The organism is Sphingopyxis granuli NBRC 100800 (assembly GCF_001591045.1).
Classification (GTDB): domain Bacteria; phylum Pseudomonadota; class Alphaproteobacteria; order Sphingomonadales; family Sphingomonadaceae; genus Sphingopyxis; species Sphingopyxis granuli.
Genome location: NZ_BCUA01000083.1, coordinates 1 through 16,797, shown reverse-complemented (window position 1 = coordinate 16,797; position 16,797 = coordinate 1). Strand labels below are relative to the sequence as shown.

Annotated in this window: 16 protein-coding genes; 7 read left to right on the top strand and 9 right to left on the bottom strand. The window is 67.3% G+C overall.

All coding sequences use genetic code 11. The features are described 5' to 3' along the window. Positions 1-98 precede the first annotated feature (98 nt). Positions 99-1,064: a thioredoxin-disulfide reductase gene (trxB, locus tag SGR02S_RS15885; RefSeq protein ID WP_067112046.1), complete on the bottom strand. Its 966-nt coding sequence runs from the start codon at positions 1,062-1,064 to the stop codon at positions 99-101. Between the two features lie 211 nt (positions 1,065-1,275). On the opposite strand from trxB, the gene SGR02S_RS15880 reads away from it, so the two are divergent. After that, entirely contained in the window at positions 1,276-1,902 is a 627-nt protein-coding gene (locus SGR02S_RS15880; RefSeq protein ID WP_067112043.1) for a class I SAM-dependent methyltransferase, read from the top strand. A 221-nt stretch (positions 1,903-2,123) separates the two neighbouring features. Here the strand turns inward: SGR02S_RS15880 and trhO are convergent, their stop codons facing one another. The 4 genes from trhO to SGR02S_RS15860 form a co-directional block, all read right to left on the bottom strand. Beyond that, the gene (gene trhO / locus SGR02S_RS15875) at positions 2,124-2,867 is read right to left on the bottom strand and encodes an oxygen-dependent tRNA uridine(34) hydroxylase TrhO (RefSeq protein ID WP_082797191.1); all 744 of its coding nucleotides are present in this window, start codon (positions 2,865-2,867) and stop codon (positions 2,124-2,126) included. 39 nt (positions 2,868-2,906) lie between these two features. Beyond that, positions 2,907-3,527, bottom strand: coding sequence for a DJ-1/PfpI family protein (locus SGR02S_RS15870; RefSeq protein WP_067112040.1), 621 nt, complete (start codon positions 3,525-3,527; stop codon positions 2,907-2,909). 88 nt (positions 3,528-3,615) lie between these two features. Further along, positions 3,616-5,709, bottom strand: coding sequence for a malate synthase G (locus SGR02S_RS15865; protein WP_067112037.1), 2,094 nt, complete (start codon positions 5,707-5,709; stop codon positions 3,616-3,618). 134 nt (positions 5,710-5,843) lie between these two features. Beyond that, the gene (locus SGR02S_RS15860) at positions 5,844-7,016 is read right to left on the bottom strand and encodes a GGDEF domain-containing protein (RefSeq protein WP_067112034.1); all 1,173 of its coding nucleotides are present in this window, start codon (positions 7,014-7,016) and stop codon (positions 5,844-5,846) included. Positions 7,017-7,209: 193 nt separating this feature from the next. Here SGR02S_RS15860 and SGR02S_RS15855 point away from each other — a divergent pair, with 193 nt between their 5' ends. From SGR02S_RS15855 to SGR02S_RS15835, 5 genes are all read left to right on the top strand, one after another. Further along, positions 7,210-8,418 (top strand): hydrolase, encoded by a 1,209-nt coding sequence (locus tag SGR02S_RS15855; protein WP_067112031.1) that lies wholly within the window; start codon positions 7,210-7,212, stop codon positions 8,416-8,418. Beyond that, a complete protein-coding gene (locus SGR02S_RS15850; protein ID WP_067112028.1) occupies positions 8,415-9,416 on the top strand; it encodes an arginine N-succinyltransferase in 1,002 nt (333 codons plus the stop codon). The genes SGR02S_RS15855 and SGR02S_RS15850 overlap by 4 nt, the downstream gene beginning before the upstream one ends. Before the next feature lie 50 nt (positions 9,417-9,466). Beyond that, entirely contained in the window at positions 9,467-10,717 is a 1,251-nt protein-coding gene (locus SGR02S_RS15845; RefSeq protein WP_067112025.1) for an N-succinylarginine dihydrolase, read from the top strand. 127 nt (positions 10,718-10,844) lie between these two features. Further along, the gene (locus tag SGR02S_RS15840; protein ID WP_067112049.1) at positions 10,845-11,081 is read left to right on the top strand and encodes a hypothetical protein; all 237 of its coding nucleotides are present in this window, start codon (positions 10,845-10,847) and stop codon (positions 11,079-11,081) included. Between the two features lie 78 nt (positions 11,082-11,159). Next, the gene (locus SGR02S_RS15835; RefSeq protein WP_067112022.1) at positions 11,160-11,918 is read left to right on the top strand and encodes an alpha/beta fold hydrolase; all 759 of its coding nucleotides are present in this window, start codon (positions 11,160-11,162) and stop codon (positions 11,916-11,918) included. On the opposite strand, the gene SGR02S_RS15830 is transcribed toward SGR02S_RS15835, so the two are convergent. The 3 genes from SGR02S_RS15830 to SGR02S_RS20135 all read right to left on the bottom strand — a co-directional run bounded on the left by SGR02S_RS15830 (position 11,866) and on the right by SGR02S_RS20135 (position 14,673). After that, entirely contained in the window at positions 11,866-12,906 is a 1,041-nt protein-coding gene (locus SGR02S_RS15830; RefSeq protein ID WP_067112019.1) for an alpha/beta fold hydrolase, read from the bottom strand. The two genes, SGR02S_RS15835 and SGR02S_RS15830, sit on opposite strands and share 53 nt — an antisense overlap. Positions 12,907-13,003: 97 nt before the next feature. Then, positions 13,004-14,374, bottom strand: a complete 1,371-nt coding sequence (locus SGR02S_RS15825) for a DEAD/DEAH box helicase (protein WP_067112015.1) — start codon at positions 14,372-14,374, stop codon at positions 13,004-13,006. Positions 14,375-14,517: 143 nt separating this feature from the next. After that, positions 14,518-14,673 (bottom strand): hypothetical protein, encoded by a 156-nt coding sequence (locus tag SGR02S_RS20135; protein WP_156483106.1) that lies wholly within the window; start codon positions 14,671-14,673, stop codon positions 14,518-14,520. A 60-nt stretch (positions 14,674-14,733) separates the two neighbouring features. On the opposite strand from SGR02S_RS20135, the gene SGR02S_RS15820 reads away from it, so the two are divergent. Then, complete coding sequence (locus SGR02S_RS15820) at positions 14,734-16,209, top strand: glycerol kinase (RefSeq protein ID WP_067112013.1); 1,476 nt, start codon at positions 14,734-14,736, stop codon at positions 16,207-16,209. Between the two features lie 134 nt (positions 16,210-16,343). Here the strand turns inward: SGR02S_RS15820 and rpmE are convergent, their stop codons facing one another. After that, positions 16,344-16,571 (bottom strand): 50S ribosomal protein L31, encoded by a 228-nt coding sequence (gene rpmE, locus SGR02S_RS15815; RefSeq protein ID WP_067112011.1) that lies wholly within the window; start codon positions 16,569-16,571, stop codon positions 16,344-16,346. Positions 16,572-16,797: the final 226 nt, after the last annotated feature.

Here is a 16,797-nt window from a genome sequence, read left to right as displayed (position 1 = left end):
AACGTCCCTGTCTCAGGGGTATAAACACCAGACAAGTTCAGGGTGCCGACGAAATCTGAATGTCAGCTTTGACCGAAGCCTCTCCGTTCGGGCTCCGTTTACGCATCCACCGTGGCGCGATACTCCGCCTCGGCAAGGAAGCGTTCGGCGTCGAGGGCGGCCATGCAGCCCATGCCTGCCGCGGTCACCGCCTGGCGGTAGACCTTGTCGGTCACGTCGCCCGCCGCGAAGACGCCGGGAACGGCGGTCAGCGAGGTGCCGGGCGTCACCTGCAGATAGCCGTCATCGTCGAGCGGCAGCTTGCCGACGAACAATTCGGTCGAGGGTTTGTGCCCGATCGCGACGAAGCCGCCGTCGGTGGGCTCGTGGCTCGCTTCGCCGGTGACGGTGTCGATCAGGTCGACACCGACCAGCCCCGCGGCGCCTTCGCCCGCGACGAAGCGATCGACCTTCTTGTTCCAGATGACCTTGATCTTCGGATTGGCGAGCAGCCGGTCCTGCAATATCTTTTCGGCGCGCAGCGAATCGCGACGGTGGATCAGCGTCACGTCGTCGCTGTGGTTGGTGAGGTAGAGCGCCTCCTCGACCGCGGTATTGCCGCCGCCGATCACCACCACTTTCTTGCCGCGATAGAAGAAGCCGTCGCACGTCGCGCAGGCCGACACGCCCTTGCCGCCCAGTTCCTGCTCGCCGGGAACTCCCAGCCATTTCGCCTGCGCGCCGGTCGCGATCACCAGCGTTTCGGCGACATAGACGTCGCCGCCGTCACCGATGAGCCGGAAGGGGCGTTGCGACAGGTCGACGTCGACGATCGTGTCCCAGATCATGCTGGTCCCGACATGGACCGCCTGCGCGGTCATCTGTTCCATCAGCCAGGGGCCCTGAATCACCTCGGCGAAACCGGGATAATTTTCGACGTCGGTGGTGATGGTCAACTGGCCGCCGGGCTGGAGCCCCTGGACCACGATCGGCTGCATCCCGGCACGCGCGGCATAGATGGCGGCCGACAGGCCCGCCGGACCCGAGCCGAGGATGAGCATCTTGGTGTGGTGAGTGGTGGGCATGATCGTCCTGTTGCTGCGTGATCGATGAGCGTTTCGAACGTTTCCTTATCCGTTCGCATCAAGCAAAGTCGAGACACCCATCGGCCTTGCGCGGCAACGATGGGTGTCTCGACTTCGCTCGACACGAACGGAACAATCGAACCGCCCGGTCAGATGGGTGTTGTCAAGCGCGCTAGCAAGGGACAGGCTGCGCGCCAAGGGGAGAGAGACAATGGCTAGCTGGTGGGACCGTCACGCCGTACCGCGCCTGATCCGCTGCGCCTGTTCGCAGGGTCAGATCATGAAGGCGCGCAGCAAGGTCGTTCCGAACGCGGCGGGCGACGTGCTGGAACTGGGCTGCGGTGGCGGTATCAACATGGAATTCTATGACTGGAGCCGGGTCTCCAGCTTCACGGGCCTCGACCCGTCGCCCGAACTGCTCGCGATGAGCCGCGCCGCGGCGCAGGAGCGCGGGATCGAGGCGACGATCGCGGGCGGGGTCGGCGAGGCGATGCCCTTCGACAGCGGGCGCTTCGACACGGTGGTCACCACCTTCACCCTGTGCTCAGTCGCCGATCAGGCGGCGGTGCTGGCGGAGATTCGCCGGGTTCTGAAACCAGGCGGCACCGCGCTGTTCCTCGAACATGGCGGCGCGCCCGACGCGGGGGTCGCGAAATGGCAGCGGCGGATCGAGCCGGTGTGGAAGCGCATCGGCGGCAATTGCCACCTGACGCGGCCGATTTCCGACGCCTATGCCAAGGCGGGCTTTGCGGTCGATCGGCAGGCCGCGCACTATATGCCCAAGACCCCGCGCCCGTTCGGCTGGATCGAATATGGCGCGGCGCGTGCGGTTGGCTGAGTCGAGGATCGGCGCGCCTTGTTCGTTATGCGGAAGTTATTCGGTAATCGTCCCTTTTCGGCAGGTAGCTGTTCCCCGGCGAAAGCCGGGGTCCATATGGTGTAGTGCTGCCCCTGTCTGGACCCCGGCTTTCGCCGGGGAACAAGCCTCGATTGACGCGGCGTTTACCGTGAGACCGGGCCGTGAATGCTGAAACAAGTTCAGCATGACGCAGGTGGGGTTCAGCGAAGTTCGTGGCCTTCCTTCTCCCCCATCTCGACCAGACCATGGCCGATGCTCACGCGTTCGTCGAAGACGAAACAGCCGCCCTGCCAGCGGCTCTCCGCCTCGGGCACCTGTTCGAGATAGGCGAGGATGCCGCCCTTCAGATGGACCACGTCGGCGACGCCCTCGCGCTTCAGGAAGGCGGTCGATTTCTCGCAGCGAATGCCGCCGGTACAGAACATCGCGACGCGCTTGCCCGCGAAGCGATCGGCATTGGCGCGCCACCAGTCGGGAAAATCGCCGAAACTGCGGGTGCGCGGGTTGATCGCGCCGTCGAAACTGCCGTAGCCGACCTCGAAATCGTTGCGCGTGTCGATCAGCACCGTGTCGGGATCGTCGACCAGCGCGTTCCAGTCGGCGGGATCGACATAGGCGCCGACCTCGCGCGCCGGGTCGATTCCCGGCACCTTCATCGTCACGATTTCCTTTTTCAGCCGGACCTTGAGGCGCCCGAAGGGCATCGCCGCCGCCATCGAATATTTGACGTCGAGGTCAGCGCAGCCGGGAAGCGCGCGGATATGCGCGACGACCGCGGCGATACCGGTTTCGCTGCCCGCGATCGTCCCGTTGATGCCTTCGCGCGCCAGCAGCAGCGTGCCCATGACCCCATTGGCGGCGCAAAGCTCCAGCAAGGGCTGGCGCAACGCGGCGGGATCGTCGAACGGCGCGAAGCGATAGAGGGCGGCGACGGTGAAGCTCATGGCCGACGCCCATAGCCGCGCGGCCAGGCGATTTGAAGATCAGGCGGCCGCGACGACACCATGCCGCAGAAAAGGCCGGACAGCCGCCATCGCGCGCTCGACATAAAGCGCCTTCTCGCCGACCGGCGCGACATAGTGGAGCGCCTCCTCCGCTGCGGCTTCGTCCGCAAGGCGCGCGATGACCCACGCAGCGAGATATTGCGAGGCGAGACAGCCGCCCGCGGTCGCGACATTGCCGTGCGCGACGAAGGGCGCGTCGAGTACCTCTACCCCCGCCTCGATCACCCAGGGCTTCGTCGTCAGGTCGGTGCAGGCGGGAAGATCGCCGATCAGTCCCAGCTTCGCGAGCAGCAATGTCCCCGAGCATTGCGCGCCGACAAGCTGGCGTGCCGGATCGAGCCGGATCCGGTCGAGGATCGCCGGATCGGCCGCGATTTCGCGCGTGCGGACGCCGCTGCCGACGATGACGGCATCGGCCTCTTCAGCATATTCCAGCGGCTTCTGCCGGTCGATCGCGACGCCGTTCATCGAGGTCACGCGCGCCGTCGGTGCCGTAATATGCGCCGCCCATCCCTGTCCGCGTAGCCGGTTGAGGATCGCGGCGGCGATGAACGAATCCAGTTCGTTGAAGCCGTCGAACGTCAGCACCGCGATCTGCATGGGAAACTCCATCGAATGAATGAGACGGAAGCCCTACAGGACTCACCCCCACATTCAAATCTTCGTCACCCTGAAGGTCAACGCTGCGCTACGCCGCCTTCTTCGCCTGCCGGAAGCTGTGCAGCAGCGGCTCGGTATAGCCCGACGGCTGGACCGTGCCCTCGAAGATCAGCGCCCGCGCCGCGCGCCAGGCGATGCCGTCGGGCGTCAGCGTTTCGTAGAGCGGGTCGCCGGCATTCTGCGCGTCGACCTTCTTTGCCATGCGCGCGAGCGCGGCATCGACCTGATCGGCGGTGCAGACGCCGTGGAGCAGCCAGTTGGCGATCGCCTGGCTGCTGATCCGCAGCGTCGCGCGATCCTCCATCAGGCCGACGTCGTCGATGTCGGGCACCTTCGAGCAGCCGACGCCCTGGTCGATCCAGCGCACGACATAGCCGAGGATGCCCTGGCAATTATTGTCGAGCTCGCGCGTCACCTCCGCCTCGCTCCAGTTGCGGCCGGTGGCGACGGGAATGGCGAGCAGGCGGTCGAGCGGCGGCACCGCCTCGCCCGCGATCTCCTTCTGACGCGCGAACACGTCGACGGCGTGATAGTGGAGCGCGTGGAGCGTCGCGGCGGTCGGCGACGGCACCCAGGCGGTGTTCGCGCCCGACTTCGGATGGCCGATCTTCGCCTCCAGCATCGCCTTCATCATGTCGGGCATCGCCCACATGCCCTTGCCGATCTGCGCCTTGCCCGACAGGCCGCAGGCGAGGCCGATGCGGACGTTGCGATCCTCGTAGGCGGCGATCCAGTCGCTCGCCTTCATCTCCCCCTTCGGGATCATCGGGCCGGCGTGCATCGAGGTGTGGATCTCGTCCCCGGTGCGGTCGAGGAAGCCGGTGTTGATGAAGACGATGCGATCCTTCACCGCTTCGATGCAGGCGGCAAGATTGGCGCTGGTGCGGCGCTCCTCGTCCATCACCCCGACCTTCACGCTGTGGCGCGCGAGACCGAGCATGTCCTCGACCGCGTCGAACAGGCGGTCGGTGAAGGCACATTCCTCCGGCCCATGCTGCTTGGGCTTGACGATATAGACGCTGCCCGCGCGGCTGTTGCGCAGCGTGCCGAGTTGCTTGAGGTCGTGCAGCGCACACAGGCTGGTGATCACCGCGTCGCAAATGCCCTCCGGCGCCTCGCCGCCGCCCGGCAGCCGGATCATCGGGGTGGTCATCAGATGACCGACGTTGCGCACAAACAGGACCGCGCGGCCATGCAGCGTGAAGGCGGTGCCGTCGGGCGCGGTCCATTCGCGGTCGGGCGCCATCGCGCGGGTGACGGTCCGGCCGCCCTTGTCGAAGCTTTCGACGAGGTCGCCGCGCATCAGGCCGAGCCAGTTGGCATAGCCGAGCACCTTGTCCTCGCCATCGACCGCGGCGACCGAATCCTCGAGGTCGATGATCGTCGTCAGCGCGGCCTCGATCATCACGTCGGCGATTCCCGCCGGATCGGTGCGACCGATCGGGCTGGCGGGGTCGATCACCAGTTCGATGTGCAGACCGTTGTGCCGCAGCAGGATGCCGCCGTCGCGCGTGCCGACAAGCTGCGCGGGGTCGGCGAGTTGCGGTTCCCCGCCCTGCCAGTCGGCCCACGAACCGGCGGCGAGCGGCACGGCTTCGTCAAGGAAGGCCTTGGCGCGCGCGATCACCGCCGCGCCGCGCTCAGGGTCGTAGCCGCCGGGCTTCGCCGCCGGCGCGTCGAGCGCGTCGGTGCCATAAAAGGCGTCGTAGAGGCTGCCCCAGCGCGCATTGGCGGCGTTCAGGGCGAAACGCGCGTTGAGCGCGGGAACGACGAGTTGCGGCCCGGCCATCGTCGCGATCTCGGGATCGACATTCGCTGTGCCGACCTGAAATGGCGCTGGCTCCGGAACGAGATAGCCAATCGCGCGCAGGAAGGCCTGATAGGCGGCGGGATCGTGCGCCTCGCCCTTGCGGGCGTCGTGCCAGGCGTCGATCTTCGCCTGCAGATCCTCGCGCCTGGCGAGCAGCGCGGCATTCTCGGGCGCGAACCGGCCGAGCAGCATCGCGAAATCGGCCCAGAAGCGATCGGGGTCGAGCCCCGTTCCCGGCAGCGCCCGGGTTTCGAGAAAATCGACCAGACGCGAATCGACGGAAAGGCCGTGGCGATCGAGAAAATCAGTCATGCAAGCACCCTTTGGTCAGCGCGAACGCGCCAGTGGACCCGGGGAGGAAAGGGCCGCCGCCCTATGGCGCGAATGGCGGGGCTTGGCAATGGGGCGGTGGGTCGAAAGAGGGGACGGGAGGGTTGCGGCGCCGGTCAGGCGGCGCCGCGCACCGGCGTCGGCGGCAGATCGCCCAGCACGACGCAGACCCGGTTCCGACCGCCCGACTTTGCCCGGTAAAGCGCCGTGTCGGCGCGATGGAGCAGGTCGGGCAAAGTTTCCGGCGGCATCCATTGGGCAACGCCGAAGGACGCGCTGAAACGGCGGTCGACGCCGAGCACGGGCAGTTCCGCCGACGCAAAGGCGGCGCGCACCGCCTCGGCATAGAGGCGTCCGTCGGACAGCAGCGCGGCAGGCAGCAGCACGGCGAACTCCTCGCCCCCGACGCGGCCGACGATTGCTTCGGATGGAGCGGCTTCGGTCAGCATCGCGGCGAAGTGCGCGATCACGCCATCGCCCGCGGCATGGCCGAAACTGTCGTTGATCTGCTTGAAATGGTCGAGGTCGGCTGCAATCAGCGTCGCTCTGCCCTCCCGCGCGAGCGCCGCTTCGGCATGGCGTTCGAAACCGCGGCGGTTAAAGACGCCCGATAGCGGATCGGTTTCCGAGCGGGCGATCATCTCGGCCGTCGTGTCGCGCATGGTCACCAGCAGCATGACGAGACCGGTCGCGATCAGCACCACAACGCTGCCGCTTTGCGAGATCGCGGCATAAGTCGTCGCCATATAATCCTGCGGCGTGCGGGCCGTCCCCACCAACATCGCGAACAGCGGCTTGAGCAGATAAAGCGTCGCCCCGACCGCCTGCAACACGACCAGCAGCAGGTCGAGCGGTTGCCGGCGCCCCGAGCGCCAGATCATGATGCCGAAGAGCGCCTGCATGGCGAAATAGGGAAGCTGGTAGAGCACCAGCCGCGACAGCGAGCCATAGGTCATGCTGAAGACGACCGGCACCAGCAGGACCGTGACAATCCAGATCGCGGCCATCGCGGTCCACGGCGGCTCGACGCGGTAGTGGCGCGCGACCCCGATCAGCGCGAAGCTGAGCGCGGAAAGGAAAACGAGGAAGATGGCGATGCTGACCGGCACCGGATCGGCCTGTTGCCGGAGCAGGAATTCCAGACCGGCGTTGACGATTCCCACCCCGCAACCGAGCGCCAGCCACCATGCGCCGCGCGCGCTCCGGTTCGTCGCCGCGACCACGGTGAAGGCCACGGCAAAGATGCCCGCAACGACCATATTTATGCCAAGCACGAAAGCAGCAGTCATCGCCCCACTCACCATTGGTCCGCCCCGCGTAGCGAAGCGGCCACCAAATTTTGGTTAATGGCGCGATCCGGCAGTCGGCTTCCCTGGAGGCTCTACTGGCAGGATTATTGGGCATCAGTGACTTACGGTATCGCGCCGACAAAATGCCAGACCGGGGGTGCAAAAGTCCCTCGCCGCTCGCTATAGGCACGCAATGACCGCCCTTACTGCGAGTGAAATGGCGACACTCGAACGCGCCGCCGATGCCCCGATGCTGGCCGCGGTCGAGGCGTGGGCGGCGGTGAACAGCGGTACCGGCAATCTGGCGGGGCTGAAGACGATCGCGGGGATGCTCGCCGACGCCTTTGCCGTCCTGCCGGGCACGGTGCGGCTGGTCGAACCCGATCCGGTCGAAAGCGTCGACGCGGCGGGGCGGGTCCAGACGATCGTGCGCGGCGATCATCTCCACATCCGCGTGCGCCCCGACGCGCCGGTGCAACTGCTCCTGACCGGCCATATGGACACGGTGTTTCCAGCCGATCACCCGTTCCAGTCGCTGACATGGCGCGAACCGGGCGTGTTGAACGGTCCCGGCACCGCCGACATGAAGGGCGGAATCGCGGTGATCCTCGCGGCGCTGACCGCGCTCGAAGCGTCGCCGCTCGCCCCGCGCATCGGCTATGACGTGATGATCAACAGCGACGAGGAAACGGGAAGCCACGCCTCTGCCGCGCTGATCGCCGAACTGGCGAAGGGCAAGGCGGCAGCGCTCACCTATGAACCCGCGCTTCCCGACGGAACGCTCGCCGGCGCGCGGCCGGGCAGCGGTAATTTTTCGGTGTCGATCCACGGCCGTTCGGCGCATGCCGGACGCAACCCCGAGGAGGGACGCAACGCGCTGATCGCCGCGGCCGATCTGGCGCTGCGGCTGAATGCGCTGAAATCGCCCGATCTCAAGGTCAACCCGGCGAAGATCGACGGCGGCGGACCGAATAACGTCGTTCCCGATCAGGCGATCCTGCGCGTCAACATGCGCCCTGCGACCCCCGATGCGATGGCGGCGGCCGAAGCGGCGCTGCGCGATGCCATGGCAGCGGTGGCGCGGGAGCATGACGTGCATTGCCACCTTCATGGCGGTTTCAACCGGCCGCCCAAGCCGCTCGACGAGCCGGCAACGCGGCTGTTCGAACTGGTGCGCGATTGCGGCGCGCTGCTGGGGATCGCCATCGACTGGAAGGCGACGGGCGGCGTGTGCGACGGCAACAATATCGCCGCCTGCGGCGTGTCGGTGGTCGACACGATGGGGCCGCGCGGGGGCGCCATCCATTCGGCCGACGAATTTCTGATCGTCGACAGTTTGCCCGAACGCGCGCGGCTGTCGGCGCTGACCATGCTCAGACTGGCGGAACGGGGGACAGCGTGAATTATCTGATCCGGGCGGCAAAGCCGGGCGACCTGCAGAGCATCTATGAAATGGCGAAGCTGACGGGCGGCGGCTTCACCAACCTGCCTCCCGACCGGCAGGCGCTACGGTCCAAGCTCGAACGCGCCGAGGCGAGTTTCGCGCGCGAGGAGGATGCGCCGGGCGACGAACTCTATCTGATGGTGCTAGAAGAGGTCGAAACCGGCGAGGTGCGCGGCACCTGCCAGATTTTCGCGCAGGTCGGGCAGCACTGGCCCTTCTATTCCTATCGCATCGGCACCGACAGCAAGCATAGCGAGCAATTGGGCCGCACCTTTCACGCGCAGGTGCTGATGCTGAGCAACGACCTGCACGGCGCGAGCGAGGTCGGCGGACTATTCCTGCACCCCGCGGCGCGCGCGGGCGGGCTCGGCCTGCTGCTCGCGCGGTCGCGCTATCTGTTCATCGCGCGGCATCGCGCGCGTTTCGCCGATCGCATCCTCGCCGAATTGCGCGGGGTGATCGACGAAGCGGGCGGCTCGCCCTTCTGGGACGGAGTCGCGGGCAAATTCTTCGGGATGAGCTTTCAGGAGGCGGACCAGTTCAACGCCGTTCACGGCAACCAGTTCATTGCCGACCTGATGCCCAAGCATCCGGTCTATATAGCGATGCTGCCCGACAGCGCGCGATCGGTGATCGGCGTCCCGCATCCCAGCGGCCGCGCCGCGATGCGGATGCTGGAGAATGAAGGCTTCGCTTTCGAAAATTATATCGACATCTTCGACGGCGGCCCGACGATGACCGCACGCACCGATCAGGTCGCGAGCATCCGGAACGCGCGGCATGTCGAGGTGACGGGAATTGCGGAGAGCGGCGAGGACGCGCTGATCGCGACCGGCCGCCTCGCCGATTTCCGCTGCTGCTTCGGACAGGTCGGTGCGGATGGAACGATCGATGCGAAATGCGCGGGGCTGCTCGACATCGGCAAGGGTGCCGAGATCAGCTGGATCGGGCGGTAGTAGGAAACTGCATCCCTCCCCTGAAGGGGAGGGGCTCAGGAAAGAAAACCATGCTCACCGAAATCAACTTCGACGGCGTCATCGGGCCCACGCATAATTACGCCGGGCTCAGCCGCGGCAACATCGCTTCGGCCAGCAATGCCGGCGACGTGTCGCAGCCACGCGCCGCGGCGTTGCAGGGGGTCGAGAAGATGCGGCACAATCTGGCGCTCGGCATGCCGCAGGGATATTTCATGCCGCTCGACCGGCCCGACGCGGCGTGGCTCGAAACGCTCGCCACCACGCTCGACGAGGTCGAGCCGCACCTGCGCGCACAGGCGTGGTCGGCATCGTCGATGTGGGCCGCCAACGCCGCAACCGTGTCGCCGGCGCCCGATAGCGACGACGGGCGATGCCATCTGACCGTCGCCAACCTCGTCACCATGCCGCACCGCAGTCACGAATGGCCGGGCACGCTCGCGCAGCTTCGCCTTGCCTTCGCCGATCCGGCCTTCGCGGTCCACGGTCCCGTGCCGGCTCCGTTCGGCGACGAGGGTGCGGCGAACCATATGCGGCTGTGCGCGGGGCATGGGGCGCCGGGGGTGGAGATCTTCGTCTATGGCATCGGCGGCGGCCGCTTTCCCGCGCGCCAGCACCTCGACGCATCAAGGGCGATCGCGCGGCGGCACCGACTCGATCCCGCGCGCACGCTGTTTCTTCGCCAGTCGGACATGGCGATCCAGGGCGGCGCCTTTCACAACGACGTCGTCGCGGTCGCCAACGAGCGCGTCCTCTTCACGCACGAAACGGCGTTCGAGAACCGCGAGGAAGCGCATGCCGCGATCCGCGCCATCTTTCCCGAGGTCGAAATCGTCGAGGTTCCGGCCAGCGCGGTGAGCCTGCCCGACGCGATCAGATCCTATCTGTTCAACGCCCAGCTCGTCAGCCTGCCCGAAGGCGACGGCATGGGACTCGTCCTGCCGACCGAGGCGCGCGAGACGCCGAGCGTCTGGACCTGGCTGGAGGCGCATGTCGCCGGCAACGGTCCGATCCGCAGGCTGCTGCCCGTCGATGTGCGCCAGTCGATGGCGAACGGCGGCGGCCCCGCCTGCCTACGGTTGCGCGTCGTCGCCGACCCGGCGACCGTCGATCCGCGCTTTCTGGCCGACGAGGCGAAGCTCGACCGGATCGCCGCGGTGGTCGCGGCGCATTGGCCCGACGCGATCGCGCCGGGAGACCTTGCTTCGGCGGCGCTGGTCCGCGACGTCCGACGTGCCCGCGCGGCGTTGCTGGACGCGATGGACTTCGGCGAACTGGTATAAGGCGGCGCTCTTCCCCTTCCCTTGCGTGTCGGGTTAACTTACAGTTTACCATCGGCCCGCGGCATCGATTCCCCGATTTGCGCCGCTGGCACGTCCCTTGCTTCGGATGGCGGCGATGCTGATGGTGATGTTGAAGAAAATCGGACGGCTGTTCGTCATCAAGACGCGCTTCGAGGCGTGCCTGATCATCTACGCGCTCGGCGTGGGGGCGATGGCGCGCGGGATGATCTATCTGGACCAATATCCCGGTATCGGCGGCAAGCTGCTGCTCGCTGCGTGCAGCGGCTCGGTATTCCTCGCGGGCGCCAAAATCTTCGACTGCCTGCGCTACGAGAAAGCGGCCAGAGCGGCAGCGGACGGCTGAAATACCGCCGCGCGGCAAACCGCGGCGGCGAAGGCGGACCCCTTTCGCCCCGCGTCAAGCTGTGCCAAGGCGTGTGCTATGAGCAGGATCAGCGGGCGGCCGTCCGTCAGCACCGAACATGTCTATGGCCTGACGCTGCGCGTCGCGCGCTGGCGTGCGGGCAAGGGCGGACCACCCCTGCTGTTCCTCAACGGGATCGGCGCCGACATCACCGCGGCCGCGCCGCTGCTTGCCCAGATCGGCGAGCGCGAGGTGTGGACGCTCGACATGCCGGGAGTCGGCGGCTCGCCCGACGCGCTGCTACCCTATGCGGCGCCGACGATGGCGGCAACGGTCATGGAGATCGCCGACCGCTTCGGGCACCGACAGCTCGACCTCGCCGGTTTCAGCTGGGGCGGCGCGCTGGCGCAGCAGGTCGCGGTGCAATTTCCCGGCCGAATCCGCCGCCTCGTGCTGATGGCGACCACCCCCACCGTCGCGGCGCCGGGGATCGGCTGGGCCGCGCTGCTCGACGACGATATGCTCGCGAGCGGCCTGCGGCTGCCGACCGCGACGCCGCTCGGCCTGTCCTATCAGGCGATGGCGATGGCCGGATGGACGAGCGCGCCGATGCTGCCCCGGCTGAGGGCGCTGCCGACGCTGGTGCTGATGGGCGAGCGCGACGGCGTGGTGCCCGCCAGCCACGGCCGGGCGATTGCCGACCTGATCGAAGGCGCCACGCTGGAAATCGTGCCAGGGTCGCACCTTTTTCCCTTCACTCACGCCACGTCTGTCGCGGCGCGGATCAGGGCGTTTCTCGACCAGCCGGCGCGGGCGGAGCAACGAGCCGCCGCTTGAGGAAATCGGCGATCGCGGTGGCGGTCGCGTCGGGCGCCTCCTCCATCGGCAGATGGCCGACGCCGTCGAGCATTACGATCTCCGACCCCGCGATGCGTTCATGGAAAGTCTGCGCCGCGCTGGGGTTTATCAACCGGTCCTGCTTGCCGAACAGGATCAGCGTCGGTGCCGCGATCGCGCCGATGCGGTCCGCCATCGCGGGTTCGCGGTCGAGCGTCGCACGCAGCGAGGTCGCCTCGCGATTGCCGGGGAAGCGCAGCAGATTCCAATAGCGGTCGATCATCGCGTCGGTGACGATATCCTGCCGCTCCACCGACCCGCGCAGCGACCGTTCGACCAGCGAGCGCGGCGTGATCTGCGCCGCCAGCCAGCGCCCGAGCGGATATTGCAGCAGGCGAAAGCCGATGTTCGACGGCGGCGGCTTTTCGCCGGCGCGCAGCGGCATCCCCGCGGCGTCGAGCAGCAGCAGCGCGTCGATGCGATCGGGGCGAGCGAGCGCATAACGCCATGCCACCCAGCCGCCCATCGAATTGCCGCCGAGCACGAAGCGGTCGAGATCGAGCCGCGCGGCCACGACATCGACCGCGGCGATCATGCCGTCGGCGCTATAATCCTTGTCGGGAGTGCCGCCCGTCAGACCGTGCCCCGGCAGGTCGAGCGTGACAATGCGATAGCGATCGCCCAGCCGCCGGACCAGCGGTTCCCACGTCTGAAGGCTGCTGTTCGACCCGTGCAGCAGGACGAGCGCCTCCGCATCGCGCTTTCCCTGATCGCGATAATGGATGCGCTGCCCCGCCGGCCCCACCGCGAACTGTGCGTCCGCGCCGCCATATCGGGCGATCATCGCGTCGCGATCGGTGTCGGGGGTGCGCAGGGCGAGGAACAGCGCGACGAGCGCGAGCAGCAGCCCGAGCGGAATCAGGACACGCTTGCGGCGCAGCAAGGGCCGCCGCGGCGGCAGCGGTTCGAACTCGTCCTCGTCGATCATTACGCCTCCCCAGACCCCCGCCGACCCTAACGTGCCGGAACGGCACGTCAATCGGCGGCGGTCGGGAAAGGATCGGGAGCGGACGAGGTTGCCGGCGTCAGCCGACGCGCTGGACCGCGCCCTTGTGCGCGCCGACACCGCCGCGACGCGGCCGGAAACGGCGCTTGCGCTGGGGCTGTGCGCCCTCGCCCGCCGCTTCGCGGCGCGGGCCGCGCGGCGACGGCGCGCCGTCCGCCTTCTTGCGCAGCGCATCTTCGCGCTGGCGCTGCGGATCGCGGCCCTTGCCGCCGGTATTGCGCGGCGGCTGGGCGGGCTTGGGCAGGTTGCGGACCATCTCCGTAAAACCATCGGGCAGCGAAACCGGCTCGGCGCGGGTCCGCGTCACGCGTTCGATGTCGCGCAGATAGGTGCGCTCGTCGGGTGCAACGAAACTGATCGCGATGCCCTCCGCCCCGGCGCGCGCAGTGCGGCCGATCCGGTGGACATATTGTTCGGGGACGTTCGGAATCTCGAAGTTGATGACATGGCTGACCCCCGACACGTCGATGCCGCGCGCCGCGATGTCGGTCGCGACGAGCAGCCGCACCTGCCCCGAACGGAAGGCCTGAAGCGCGGTGGTGCGCTGTCCCTGGCTCTTGTTGCCGTGGATCGCAAAGGCGTCGATCCCCGCGCCTTTCAGATGGCGGACGACACGGTCGGCGCCATGCTTGGTGCGCGTGAAGATCAGCGCGCGGTCGATCTCCTCGCTGCGCAGGACATGATGAAGCAGCGCCTGCTTCTCCTTCTGCTCGACGAAGGTAACGCGCTGGCGGATCTTTTCCGCGGTCGTCGCCTGCGGCGCCACCGAGACGGTGACGGGGTCGTGCAGGAACTGCTGCGCGAGCGCCGCGATTTCCTTCGGCATCGTTGCCGAGAAGAAGAGATTCTGGCGCTGTTTCGGCAGGATATTGGCGACGCGACGCAGCGAATGGATGAAGCCCATGTCCATCATCTGATCGGCCTCGTCGAGGACGAAGATTTCGACGTCGTCGAGGCGCAGCGCGCGCTGGTCGACCAGGTCGAGCAGCCGGCCCGGCGTCGCGACGAGGATGTCGACGCCCTGCGACAGGTCGCGAATCTGGCGATTGATCGGCACGCCGCCGAACACCGTCGCAACACTGAGCTTGGTGAAACGGCCGTAGTCGCGACAGCTCTGCGCGATCTGCGCCGCCAGTTCGCGGGTCGGCGACAGGACGAGCATGCGGCAGCCGCGCGGAGTGCGCGGGCGCGGGTTCGATAGCATATAGTCGAGCGAAGGCAGCGAGAAGGCCGCCGTCTTGCCGGTGCCGGTCTGCGCGATACCGCACAGGTCGCGCCCTTCGAGCAGGACGGGGATCGCCTGGCTCTGAATCGGCGTCGGCTGGGTATAGCGCTTGGCCGTCAGCGCACGCTCGATGTCGGCGTGGAGGCCGAAGTCTTTGAATTCCATTTTGATAATCTACTCACGATAAAGCCGTGGACGCGCCGCAAAACGGCCGCGCACGGCGGGCGGGTTCGAAACGACCCGCGTGAAAGGGTGCCTCAAGGGACTCAGCGCAACCGGCTCGTCCAGCCCTGTCGCGGGCCGGAAAATCACGCTGCCGGTGGAGGGCGGCCTGCTGCCGCCATGCTGCGCTGCACAAGCATATGGCGGATATTGCGCAAAATTACAAGATGATTGCGTGAACCCGAAGCCTCGCCCAAAAACCCGTTCGCCCTGAGCTTGTCGAAGAGCCGTTCTTTCTTCATTGCTAATCGAAAGAAAAGAACAGTGTTTCGACAAGCCGAGCACGAACCGAGGAGATTCAGGTGCCCGAAAACATCATCGTCATCGACGAAGGCACCACCTCGACGCGCACGATGCTGTTCGCCGCCGACGGCACGCCGCTGGGCAGCGCGCAGCGCGAGTTCCGGCAGCATTATCCCGGCCCCGGCCTGGTCGAGCATGATGCCGAGGAAATCTGGCAGGCCACGCTCGCCTGCACGCGGACAATGATCGACAAGGCGGGCGGCGCCGACCGGATCGCCGCGATCGGCATCACCAACCAGCGCGAGACGGTGGTGTTCTGGGACCGGGCGACCGGCGCACCGCTTGCGCGCGCAATCGTCTGGCAGGACCGGCGCACCGCCGCCGCCTGCGCCGCGCTTAAGGAAGCGGGGCACGAAGCGACGGTGCAGGAGCGCAGCGGCCTGCTGCTCGATCCCTATTTTTCGGGAAGCAAGATCGGTTGGGCGCTCGAAAACTGGCCGCAGTTACGCAAAGCGGGCGACCGGCTCGCGGTCGGAACGATCGAATCCTATCTCGTTTTCCGCCTGACCGGCGGCGTCCATGTCAGCGATGCGACCAACGCGTCCCGCACGCTGCTGATGAAGATCGACGGGGCGGACGGCTGGGATGCCGGTCTGTGCGACCTGCTGGGCGTGCCGATGGGCCTACTGCCCGAGATCGCGGGCTGCACGACCCGGGTCGGCACCACCGATCCCGCGCTGTTCGGCGGCGCCATCCCGATCTGTGGCATGGCGGGCGACCAGCAGGCGGCGACGATTGGCCAAGCGTGCCTTGCCCCCGGCCAGACCAAGGCGACCTTCGGCACCGGCGCCTTCATCCTGTCGGCGAGCGGAGAGACGCGCCCGCATTCGGCGAACCGCCTGCTGGCCACGGTGCTGGTGCAGGAAGGCGACCGGCGCAGCTATGCCCTCGAAGGATCGGTGTTCGTCGCCGGCAGCCTGATCCAGTGGCTGCGCGATGGATTGGGACTGCTCGCGAGCGCGGGCGAGAGCGAGGGGCTGGCCCGGTCGGTGTCCGACAATGGCGGCGTCTATCTGGTCCCTGCCCTGTCAGGGCTCGGCGCCCCGCACTGGCGCCCCGATGCACTTGCCGCGCTGTCGGGGCTCAGCTTCGCGAGCAGCAAGGCGCATGTCGCGCGCGCCGCGCTCGAGGCGCAGGCCTATCAGGCGCACGACCTCAAGACCGCCTTCGCGGCCGACGGCGTCGACTGGGCCGACCTTCGCATCGATGGCGGCATGGCGGCGAACAACTGGATGGCGCAGGATCTGGCCGACATGCTGGGGTTGGTGGTCGAACGTCCGGACTTCGTCGAAAGCACGGCGCTCGGCGCCGCAATGCTGGCCGCGACGGGCGCGGGCCTGTATCCGAACCTTGCCGAGGCGGCACGGACGATGCGCGGCCGCACGACGCGCTTCACCCCGGCGCTCGACGCGCAGAAACGCGAAGCGCGCCTTGCCGGGTGGCAAAGCGCGCTTGCGAAGATTTTGACAGCGTAGAGCCCTCCCCGAAAGGGAGAGATCGGGGTGGAGGCCGCGATGAGGCGCGATGCTCCGCTGCCCACCCCGCTGCGACTGGCGAACAGGTTCGCAAGTCCCGCTGCCCCTCCCGCGAGCGGGAGGGGAAAAGCGCTTTAGCGCTTGAGGGTTAGGCCGCCGAAGCGCTTGTTGAACTTCGCGACCTGGCCGCCCTGATCGAGCAGGCGCTGGTTGCCGCCGGTCCATGCCGGGTGCGCGGTCGGGTCGATGTCGAGCGTCAGCACATCGCCTTCGCTGCCCCAGGTCGAGCGCGTCTGATATTCGGTGCCATCGGTCATCTTGACCGTGATCATGTGATAATCGGGGTGGAGGTCTTTTTTCATCTCGTCTGCTCCTGTGCCGCTGGTTTCCGACCAGCCGCGTGAGTCTGTACGCCCGGGGACGCGAAGCCCGCGCCTTTACGGGGCAACGGAGGGAAATGCAACACCCGACCCCTCTCTCTGGCGTCCTGCCGGACTTGATCCGGCATCCATTCTCGCCGCGCCCGCGATGAAGTGCCGAATGGACCCCGGATCAAGTCGGCGTTTATACCCTTGAGACAAGGGCGCT

What these genes read in the sequence shown, in the direction of transcription:
- SGR02S_RS15825 (WP_067112015.1), bottom strand. Translation starts at nt 14,374, where the DNA reads ATGGAATTCAAAGACTTCGGCCTCCACGCCGACATCGAGCGTGCGCTG.
- trhO (WP_082797191.1), bottom strand. Translation starts at nt 2,867, where the DNA reads ATGAGCTTCACCGTCGCCGCCCTCTATCGCTTCGCGCCGTTCGACGAT.
- SGR02S_RS15870 (WP_067112040.1), bottom strand. Translation starts at nt 3,527, where the DNA reads ATGCAGATCGCGGTGCTGACGTTCGACGGCTTCAACGAACTGGATTCG.
- SGR02S_RS15845 (WP_067112025.1), top strand. Translation starts at nt 9,467, where the DNA reads ATGCTCACCGAAATCAACTTCGACGGCGTCATCGGGCCCACGCATAAT.
- SGR02S_RS20135 (WP_156483106.1), bottom strand. Translation starts at nt 14,673, where the DNA reads ATGAAGAAAGAACGGCTCTTCGACAAGCTCAGGGCGAACGGGTTTTTG.
- SGR02S_RS15880 (WP_067112043.1), top strand. Translation starts at nt 1,276, where the DNA reads ATGGCTAGCTGGTGGGACCGTCACGCCGTACCGCGCCTGATCCGCTGC.
- SGR02S_RS15855 (WP_067112031.1), top strand. Translation starts at nt 7,210, where the DNA reads ATGACCGCCCTTACTGCGAGTGAAATGGCGACACTCGAACGCGCCGCC.
- SGR02S_RS15860 (WP_067112034.1), bottom strand. Translation starts at nt 7,016, where the DNA reads ATGACTGCTGCTTTCGTGCTTGGCATAAATATGGTCGTTGCGGGCATC.
- SGR02S_RS15830 (WP_067112019.1), bottom strand. Translation starts at nt 12,906, where the DNA reads ATGATCGACGAGGACGAGTTCGAACCGCTGCCGCCGCGGCGGCCCTTG.
- trxB (WP_067112046.1), bottom strand. Translation starts at nt 1,064, where the DNA reads ATGCCCACCACTCACCACACCAAGATGCTCATCCTCGGCTCGGGTCCG.
- rpmE (WP_067112011.1), bottom strand. Translation starts at nt 16,571, where the DNA reads ATGAAAAAAGACCTCCACCCCGATTATCACATGATCACGGTCAAGATG.
- SGR02S_RS15865 (WP_067112037.1), bottom strand. Translation starts at nt 5,709, where the DNA reads ATGACTGATTTTCTCGATCGCCACGGCCTTTCCGTCGATTCGCGTCTG.
- SGR02S_RS15840 (WP_067112049.1), top strand. Translation starts at nt 10,845, where the DNA reads ATGTTGAAGAAAATCGGACGGCTGTTCGTCATCAAGACGCGCTTCGAG.
- SGR02S_RS15835 (WP_067112022.1), top strand. Translation starts at nt 11,160, where the DNA reads ATGAGCAGGATCAGCGGGCGGCCGTCCGTCAGCACCGAACATGTCTAT.